Genomic DNA, 8,589 nt, shown 5'->3' with positions numbered 1-8,589 from the left:
CAGGTGTGACGCTGGCCCCCGCAACCAAAAACACCAACAAGGCAAACAGAACCAGACCAAATCCAACCACCCGGAAGCTCTCTTGGCCGGGGGACCCCCCCTCCCCCCCCCCCACCGCCTGCGGAACGATGCCACTGCCGAGGAATCAGGGCAACCGCTCCTCTTCCCTGGCACAGCCCCTTCCCAAACGCCGAGCCAGGAAACCCATCCGACTGATTCTCCCTTCACAGATTGCACCCACAAAATGCCACGCATTTCATGGGTCCTGCGCAATCATAGCCCGAGAACCGAGCCCAGACTACCAGCGTCAAGTAGGAATCCGAGCAATACGAAGGGTTCTTGTAAGATGGTCGGATAGAATCGCAAATTCGATTGATGTCCAGTAAAGCTACCTCCGCCTCAGGTGACCAGTTGCCAAAAGTCTTGCTTTGTTCGGGTCGCCTTTCCATACGGTGGCCTGGGGTGCCCTTACTGAACACCTTCGTTGCGGAAAACTAATATCCGAGTACCCAAGAACCGCAGGACCGTGGCCAGCGCCATGCCGATTAAGGATCCGGATAAGGTGTCTGCGCGCTGGGAGGTGAACCCGAGGCCATAATGGCTGATGGCGAGACAGAGAAGTTGAACCAGGGCTCCGGCGATGCTCACTACGACGTACGCGACGTAAGGGCGCATGCCACTGGCCTGCACGTGACCGTACGTGTATCGCGCATTCCCCGCGTAGGCCAGCGTGCATCCCGCCACGAACGCTACGGTCTTGGAGGTCAAAGGGTCGAGGCCGGCCGAGCCTCGCAAGTAGGTGAAGGCAGCCAGGTCGATGGCGTAGCCGAGGAAGCCCACTGCGGCGAACGAAAACAGCTCTCGTGGCGTTGAGGTTCTCACTGGTGGGCCACCGCCAGCCCGTACATCGTCACCCACAGCACACCGATGACAGCGAGGACGCGGTCGCGCAGGACGACGTCCTCGGGTTCGCCGGCGGTACCACGGTCGGCGAAGACGGCGTATCGGAGGATCGCAAGGATGAACGCGACCATGGATAACTGTCGCCAGGGCAGCACATTGGTGTGCGGAACGCCCGTGTCCTCCAGCGTCCACAGACAGTAGGCGAGGACGGCGACTCCAGCTGCCATCTGCCACACGAAACGCAGGTAGCCGACGGTGTACTCGGTCAGCAACGCGCGCGTGGCGCCCGCTTCCCCGGCCATCTGCACGGCTTCGGAGTAACGCTTGGCCGATACCATGAACAGCGCCCCGAACCCGGTCGTGATCAAGAACCAACGCGACAACGGGATGCCAAGGGCGAATCCGCCGATCACCGCGCGCATCAGGAAGCCGCTCGTGACGACGACGAGATCGACGACCAACACATGTTTGAGCCGCACGCAGTACGCCAGTTGCACACCGAGGTACACGATCAGTACAGCGGCAACGAGGGGCGGAGCCAGGAGCGCTGCGGCGACGGGAGCTAGAACGGCGAGGCCGCCACCGACTGCGTACGCGACAGCCACGGGAACCTCTCCCGCCGCCACCGGACGGTGGCACTTGGTGGGATGTGCGCGGTCGGCCTCGGCGTCACGGGCATCGTTGACCAGGTACACGGCTGCTGCGCAGGCGGTGAAGAGGACGAAGACCAGCGCGAGATGGGTGAGCGCCGACACCGATAACAGCCGGCCTGCGGCAGCGGGAGCGGCAACGACCAGGACGTTCTTGATCCATTGCTTGGGACGCGCGGCTCTGAAAAGCCCGCCCAAGAGACCGCCTCTCCGTTGAGGTGCAGATTGTGGAGCGTACGCCGCCTCCTCGAGCCTGATCAGATCAGTCACTGAGAGCTCCCCTCATCCAGCGCACGCCGACGCCCGCCGTAGCCACCCCGAGGACCGCGCCCGCTGCCACGTCCGAGGGATAGTGCACACCCACGACCAGGCGCGAGAGACACATCGCGGCAGCGAGCGGCGGGACCGCGTATGCCCCCAGCCCGCCGTAGAGAACGGCGGCGGCCGCAGCAGAGGCCGCATGGGAGCTCGGGAAGGAGTGCCGACCGGCCGTGCGCACCCGGGGTGCGATATGCGCGGGACGCGGACGGCGCACCACCCTTTTCACGCCCATACTGAAAAGGTGCGCGCCAGCGGTGAGCACTGTGCCCCGCAACCATGCGCCGCGCCGCGAACCGTCTACGGCGGCCCCCGCAAGGCCTGCCATCAACCACACGGCACCGTGCTCGCCGGCCCGGGAAAGCGCGCGTGCCACACCGGCCACGCGCGGGTCGCCGCCGCGCGCGTACACCGCGAAGAGCAGGCGGCGGTCGACAGCCCACGCGCTTCCGCCATCCATCTCACCAGGGTTGTGGTTGTCGGAGTTGAGGTCTAAGTGGTCCATGTCGACACACTGTTCACGTCCGCACCAGCAGAACTCTGGTAATACTCACCTAAATCTCGCTAATCACCCGTTCTGCGCAGCAAAGCAATGTTTAGCCACTAAATACTTGTCTCTGGACGATACGGTCATCCGTATGTCCGCCGAGACCGTGTCCGTCATCGGACGCGACCGCACCGCCTCCACCCCCGTCCACCTCATCCGCCTGACGGGCTACCCTCACCGGCTGACGAACGAGATGAAGCCACTCGGCCGCTGCAACCCGGCATCGACCTGGCACGCGATACGCGACTGCCGGCAGATGATTTTTTTGACGGGCCTCATAGGATGATGCGATCTTCCATCGCCTCAAAGAGATCAACCTTCCACCGAATGCGTGGTGTGGATTAGCGCCACGTAGAGCCCCAGGCTTTATAAAGGGGGTTGCAGTCCTTCACGCGTTCATTGGAGCCCTACGCTGATGCCCCGGACCGACGTGTCCCTTCTTCCAGGTGTGCTACTGGGCTCCCATAGCCATATGGAGCAGTCCACTTCCTCGCACGACCCTTTCCAGGAGCATCACACTGAAGTCTGCTCGGGCCACTCCCTATCTGAATCATGTGTTGAAAGCTTATGAAGCGCGGTGCCGCCTACAGGTATGCCCTGGGCCCTACATACACCCGGGTTTACGTCGTTCCTGCCGTTTCCTGAATATGCGAAGCGCCTGAAGAACACGAATTAACCTACATACAGGAGCCGTCTTGTCTTCATCGACCAGGCATCACACAACACCCGCCGCCCAGCCAGAGAGGCAGGATGCTGGTCCTGCGACGGCACAAATCAGCGATCAGGAATTGACTCAATTAGTAAGGAACGGTGACACCGAAGCCTTCGCCGAACTCTTCAATCGTCATCGCGGTGCAGCCATCCGATTGGCCTCCATGCATGCAAACGACGCGTACACGGCACAGGATTTTGTCGCCGAAGCTTTCGTCCGTGTACTGCAGGCACTCAAATCTGGCGGCGGTCCTTCCGCCTCCTTTCGGAGCTATCTGCTGAGGGTCTTGCGTAATCTGGTGACGGAATCGGCGAGGAGCACGGGACGCCAGGTTTCCGTGCCGGATGTGAGCGTTTACGAAGAGGAATACGCGGCCCCTGCAGGGAACGAGGCGCTCAAAAAATACGATCAGGGATTGGCCTGGGAGGCGCTTTCCTCTTTGTCAGAGCGATGGCGAACCATCTTGTGGTACACGATCGTACACTCACAGCAACCGGCCGCCATTGCCAACGTGATGGGAATCAGCCCGAACAGTGTCGCGGCTTTGTCCTACAGAGCCAAAGAGGGTCTGCGGCAGGCTTATCTCGCTGTGCACCTGAACCAGAAAAGCTATTCTGTCCACTGTTCTTATTATGTGGGCCGCCTCGCCGCGTACTCCAGGGGGCGACTTGGTAAATACGGATCAGAGGAGATGACGCTACATCTCAAGGAATGTGACATCTGTTGCATCCTCTACCGGGAGATCAACGAACTGAATCAGCTCCTTCCAGCCTGAACCATCCATCACCGGCGAGGTGTCCCTTATTTGTTCATCGGCCTGCAAGAAAAGCTATGAATTTGATCCACCTGGCGATCCGTCAAGCCCTCAAGTCGGAATGCCGCCACAAAGTGGGAGCTGTACTTGCCGCAGGCAGCCGCGTCGTCGCTGCGAGTCCCAACAAATACCGGAACTCGCCACTCATCGATCACCGCAACAGCACGTTCCATGCGGAGGACGCCGCACTCCGCCGCGCCCGGGGGGCTCCGGTGAGTATGGTGTTCGTGGCTCGCGTAAACGCAGCGCGTGTGCCCATGCTGGCACGGCCTTGTCCCCGCTGTATCGTCAAGCTCGCTCGGGCTGGAGTCATGAGGGCCTATTACACCGCCGGCCCCACCACCATCGAGGTGTTGGAGATCCCGCCGATGTATCACCTGATCGGATGATCCCAGCCGGCGCTCTCCCGCACCTTGTGCATGCCGGAGAGCTCCCCGCGCGGCGTACTGGGTGACACTGGATATCTGCCGGGGCCGTCATGGTTCAGGAGTACCGACACTGTGGTCAGCGCACCCTGACGCCAGTACCGTATCGGCCACGCCTCGAAGCGACCGCAGCGGACTCACCTGACCGGGATGACGGTGGAGCCCAGCGCACAGCCGCACGAACACGAGAGCGAGGCCAGTCACCACAAGAGCTCTATGCCGAGTTCTTGCATCGCCGGCGAGGGAGGGCCGCCCTCAGAGCGCTGCGTCTTTCGGCCTTTGTCCCTGGGAGCGAGGGTGCGCGGGTCGATGGCCTCTGCGGGAGCGCTGCTGGCATAGAGGCCATCGGGGACGCTGTCCCGGTCATGGGGCAGCAGCCAGAAGACACGGCGTCGGAAGGTCCCGGAGGAGCGTGAAGGTCTTGCCCTGGGACCGAGTTGGGCATACCCGACCATACGGCCGTCCCTGTAGTAGGCGGGCCTACCCCGGCGCGTGGGAAGTCTGTCGAGGCTTTGGCGCACATAGTCGAGGCCGTTGACGTCCTCGAGCCAGACGAGCTCTGTTTCGTGGCTGATCTCGTCGTCGTCGATCAGTGAACTCATGTCTTCACCTCATCGGCGAGTAATCCGATGCCCGGGTAGTACTTACGCGAGTTGGACAGGATCATCTCCTTGGGTGAGGCAAGTCCGGCTAGCTCACGGGCTCGTTGAGCGAAGGCCCGGGACGAGATGGCCGTGGCTCCTTCATGAACGCACCAAGTCCTGTAGGCCGCATACAAACTGGCTTGTTCGACCCGATGGTCGGGCCCGAGGATGCAGCACTCGTCGAAGAACCTCCCTGCGTGGTCTTCGGTCTCGGCGTACGCCGTGGTCGCGATGCGGACTCGTTCGGGACCGGTCAGGTCTCTGTCACCACCAAGGTAGCGGCGAGCACCGTCAATGAGCCAGCCGAGGATGCCTGGCCCCTCCTCGGTGACAAGGATGTCGGCCAGATTATCGATTTTTCGATCGTCGGAGACAACACGCTCGAACGGGATCAGACGCATACGGCGCCAGAAGGCGAAGCCGCCGGTCCCCACTTCCGGCCGATGGTTGCCCAACAGCCATAGTTTGTGCGTGGGTTCGAAGCTGAAGAAGTCCTGGCGCATGCGGCGCGCCTTGATCCGGTCACCGCCGGTGAGGAGTTTGACACGGGCTTCGTCGAACCTGTCGCCGGGCTTCACCTCGGAGCAGACGATGACGCGCCTGCCATGCAACTCGGCCAGGTCGGTGGGGTGGCCTTCGTAAGGACGTGCCATCAGAAAGCCGGGTGGTGCTGCGTCGGCGTAGTCCCCCAGCAGTTTCATGAGCACATCGAGCAGGACGGACTTACCGTTTTTGCCCGCACCGAACAGGAAGGGCATGACCTGGCCACCGACGTCACCAGTGACGGAATAGCCCAGCAGCAACTGGAGGAAGTGAATCATCTCCTGGCCTTCGTCGTCATCACCGAAGGTGTCGGCCAGGAAGCGCTGCCAGCGCGGAGTAGGCACCTGCTGGGGACCCACAGTCGTGGAGCGGGAATGAAAATCCTTGTTCGGATCAGGTCTCTTCACCGCGCCAGTACGCAGATCGACGATGCCGACCGGCGTGCACAGGGCATAGGGGTCGGCGTCCAGAAGAGCGGCGTTCAGCACCATGCCAGGGGCGGATTTAGCCTGGGTGAGCATGGCATTGATGCCGGAAGTGGACAGCGCTCGGCGACGGTGCTGTTGGAGCGCTTGAGTGGTGTGGAGGCCGCGGGGATCGGTGACGGCGATGTTCTCGGCGAGGTCTCCGGCAGCCCACAGGACGGTGTCGTCCTCGTCGGCTTGCCAACGAGTACCGTCCCATCGGTACCAGCCCAGTCCGGGTACGTGTTGGTAGTCGCCGGCATAGAGCTTGACGAAGAGCTTTGCCATGCCGCGATCGGTGAGCGTGTCGGGGAGCAGGCCGTTGCCGGTCACCTGGCCGGCGACGGGCTGGTGACCGGCAACCGGCAGGGTGGCCAGGGAAGTCGGTTTCTGCGCAAGGATCTGGGCGGCGACCGCCTGGGGATCGAAGCCGAACAGGGCGTTTTCGTTGCCGGGAACTGTCACGAGCGCCTCCCGACGTAGAGAGGACGCTGAACTCCGGCGGACAGGCCGTGGCGAATGATCCCTTCTGCGCGCCGTTCCTGACCGGGGCGGGCGGTGGCTGCCACGTCACGCAAGACCTGCTCCGCCTCACTCCAGGACAGGTTTCCGCCAGCCACCAGTCCTCCGATGGTGTAGGCAGCACGGTTGAGCGTGCTAGAGAAGCCGGCGCCTTCGCTGACCCTGCCACACGCTGCTACATCATTCAGTACCGATCCGAGCAGGCCTCGGAGACGGTCGCGTCCTCCGTCGGCAGTCATGACGGCCTGTTGGGCACGCGGCGGTACGGAGCGGGACGCGCTGATCTGTCGAGGGGTACCCACATGACCGGTACGCTCCAGTTCCTGAGCAAGCCAGGCCGGCAGTGGCGCGGGATCGCGGGCGCCTTCAAGCGGGGTATAGACACCCGCGCGGGTGCTGGTACCCGGGGCGACGATGTAGCCCCCGTGGGCGCGGACGTCGACTTGCCAGGCCAGGGCACGCCCCCCACTGGAACCGGCGGAGCACAGCCAGCGGCGGGTATCGGCGATCCTGTACCAAATGTGGAGACCTCCGGAAGGGGTACGCACGCGTAGAGTGCCGGCGTCGTCGGCCGGGGTCGGCTGATTGCGCAGGGCTGCCAGCACAGCCAGCGTGTGGAAACCGTTCCGCAAGCCGGTGAGATTGACCTGGCTGCCGATCTGGATGCCGGGCAGCAGCCGGTCGCGGGCGGGAGGCTGCGTGGGGTGGGCATCCACATCGATAACCACGAGGCGGGCCGGTCCGCAGGCCACTCCGACCCCGAACTCCGGGTGTGCGCCCCACCAGTTGTCGATGCGTCGGAGGTCCAGCGTGGCGGCGTGGAAACCGTGGCACCAAAGGCCTGCGGCAAGGCAGGCACATCGTGCTGCTGTATGCCCTGGCTGCCGGCAGGCGGTGCAGTTGGCAGCCGGTGTCTTGCGTCCGGGAGCAAGGGGGTGGACGGGCCAGCCGTGATGGACACACCATCGAGCGACCGTCAGCGGATGGCGGGCGGCGACTAAGGGCCGCGCGGGCTCCTGCCTCGAGTCGCTCAGGGGAAAAGGCAGCTCACCAGGCATGTAATCCCTCTATCAGCGACCGAAGCGACTCAACGACGGACGCAGATTAGCGAAACCGGGGTGAAAGTGGCGCGGACCGGGTACAACGGAGCTGCCACATCGATAATATGATCAACGGTCGACTTTTCCAGCTACTGAAGCTGGATGCAGTGACCAACAGCCCCTCGGTCACTGCATCCGGTGCCGAGGAGAATGCCCAGATCAGAGCATGCGTTTGGGCCGCAGCAGCGACTGAAGCGACTGAAGCTCCCTATATATGAACGCGCGCGCACACAAGCAATGTCTTCATATACTGAAACTCCAGTCGCTTCAGTCGCTGTCAGAGAATCGACCTCCCTTGTGACCTGCGAGTTTCCTGTCTCGCAGGGCCAGCTACCGAGCGCTCCGCCCGGTAGCTGGCCTTCGGTCGCTGCGTGAAGCAGCGCCCCATAGGCCAGGGACCGAAGTCCGCCGACCCTTGCATCACTTAACCGCATGGATGACGAAGACCACTCCATAGGGCCAAGGTCGAATGGCTGTACTCGTACCGGCACATGGTGCTCGTCTCCTGCAGTTGGTACGGCCACACGGGGACTGTGCTGGACGACCACGGACGACCTCTACTCGGGGCACTGTTCCACTGGTCAGGGCCTCTGACACCATCTCAGCGAACCTCACCCTGGGCAAGGATCGACTCCCCCGTCGGCCCCTGCAGCAGGCTCCGGCTTTGCCGCTACCCTTCGCCGTCGCTCTGAAGCCACTCAGTTGACCTGGCTATATCGACGACACGCGCGTGTGCCGGGCGTCGGCTTACTAGTGCAACACTGGATAAGGATCACCAGGTGGATCGAGTGGCTGATCCCGTTCCCGTTCCCGTTCCCGTTCCCGGCAGGGTGATGAGTTGGCCACTCCCATTGAACCTCTTTCATCCTGAAGAGTCGCAGGTCAGTAGCACGTGGATGGCTTGGACGGTGCGGCTGACGCGGCGGGTGGAGGAGCGTGCTCTGCGC

The 8,589-nt window shown here is 62.9% G+C and carries 9 protein-coding genes; 3 read left to right on the top strand and 6 right to left on the bottom strand.

Annotated features, from left to right (window positions below; translation table 11 throughout):
* Positions 1-468: 468 nt before the first annotated feature.
* The 3 genes from ACZ7GZ_RS41280 to ACZ7GZ_RS41270 are packed head-to-tail and all read right to left on the bottom strand — an operon-like array spanning position 469 to position 2,331.
* Positions 469-918 carry a GtrA family protein gene (locus tag ACZ7GZ_RS41280; protein WP_471032759.1) on the bottom strand — a complete coding sequence of 150 codons (450 nt, stop codon included), beginning with the start codon at positions 916-918 and terminating at the stop codon, positions 469-471.
* Positions 879-1,814: a decaprenyl-phosphate phosphoribosyltransferase gene (locus tag ACZ7GZ_RS41275; RefSeq protein ID WP_471032765.1), complete on the bottom strand. Its 936-nt coding sequence runs from the start codon at positions 1,812-1,814 to the stop codon at positions 879-881. Before ACZ7GZ_RS41275 ends, ACZ7GZ_RS41280 begins: the two co-directional genes overlap by 40 nt.
* A 1-nt stretch (position 1,815) precedes the next feature.
* Positions 1,816-2,331, bottom strand: coding sequence for a phosphatase PAP2 family protein (locus ACZ7GZ_RS41270; RefSeq protein ID WP_471032762.1), 516 nt, complete (start codon positions 2,329-2,331; stop codon positions 1,816-1,818).
* 178 nt (positions 2,332-2,509) lie between these two features.
* Between ACZ7GZ_RS41270 and ACZ7GZ_RS41265 the strand changes: the two genes are divergently transcribed.
* From ACZ7GZ_RS41265 to ACZ7GZ_RS41255, 3 genes are all read left to right on the top strand, one after another.
* On the top strand, positions 2,510-2,704 hold the full coding sequence (locus ACZ7GZ_RS41265) for a hypothetical protein (RefSeq protein WP_471032756.1): 195 nt from the start codon (positions 2,510-2,512) through the stop codon (positions 2,702-2,704).
* 409 nt (positions 2,705-3,113) lie between these two features.
* Positions 3,114-3,905, top strand: a complete 792-nt coding sequence (locus ACZ7GZ_RS41260) for an RNA polymerase sigma factor (RefSeq protein ID WP_471032754.1) — start codon at positions 3,114-3,116, stop codon at positions 3,903-3,905.
* Between the two features lie 56 nt (positions 3,906-3,961).
* Positions 3,962-4,333 (top strand): hypothetical protein, encoded by a 372-nt coding sequence (locus ACZ7GZ_RS41255; RefSeq protein ID WP_471032753.1) that lies wholly within the window; start codon positions 3,962-3,964, stop codon positions 4,331-4,333.
* Positions 4,334-4,569: 236 nt separating this feature from the next.
* Here ACZ7GZ_RS41255 and ACZ7GZ_RS41250 read toward each other — a convergent pair whose 3' ends face one another.
* Genes ACZ7GZ_RS41250 through ACZ7GZ_RS41240 form a run of 3 tightly spaced genes read right to left on the bottom strand, consistent with a single transcriptional unit; the run spans position 4,570 to position 7,600 of the window.
* The gene (locus ACZ7GZ_RS41250; RefSeq protein ID WP_471032751.1) at positions 4,570-4,971 is read right to left on the bottom strand and encodes a DUF6009 family protein; all 402 of its coding nucleotides are present in this window, start codon (positions 4,969-4,971) and stop codon (positions 4,570-4,572) included.
* On the bottom strand, positions 4,968-6,485 hold the full coding sequence (locus ACZ7GZ_RS41245) for a DNA primase family protein (RefSeq protein WP_471032748.1): 1,518 nt from the start codon (positions 6,483-6,485) through the stop codon (positions 4,968-4,970). Before ACZ7GZ_RS41245 ends, ACZ7GZ_RS41250 begins: the two co-directional genes overlap by 4 nt.
* Complete coding sequence (locus tag ACZ7GZ_RS41240; protein WP_471032747.1) at positions 6,482-7,600, bottom strand: bifunctional DNA primase/polymerase; 1,119 nt, start codon at positions 7,598-7,600, stop codon at positions 6,482-6,484. The genes ACZ7GZ_RS41245 and ACZ7GZ_RS41240 overlap by 4 nt, the downstream gene beginning before the upstream one ends.
* Positions 7,601-8,589: the final 989 nt, after the last annotated feature.

The organism is Streptomyces sp. NPDC037288 (assembly GCF_055603265.1).
Note: the sequence above shows the minus strand (reverse complement) of the source record. Positions and strands in the feature narration are given on the sequence as shown.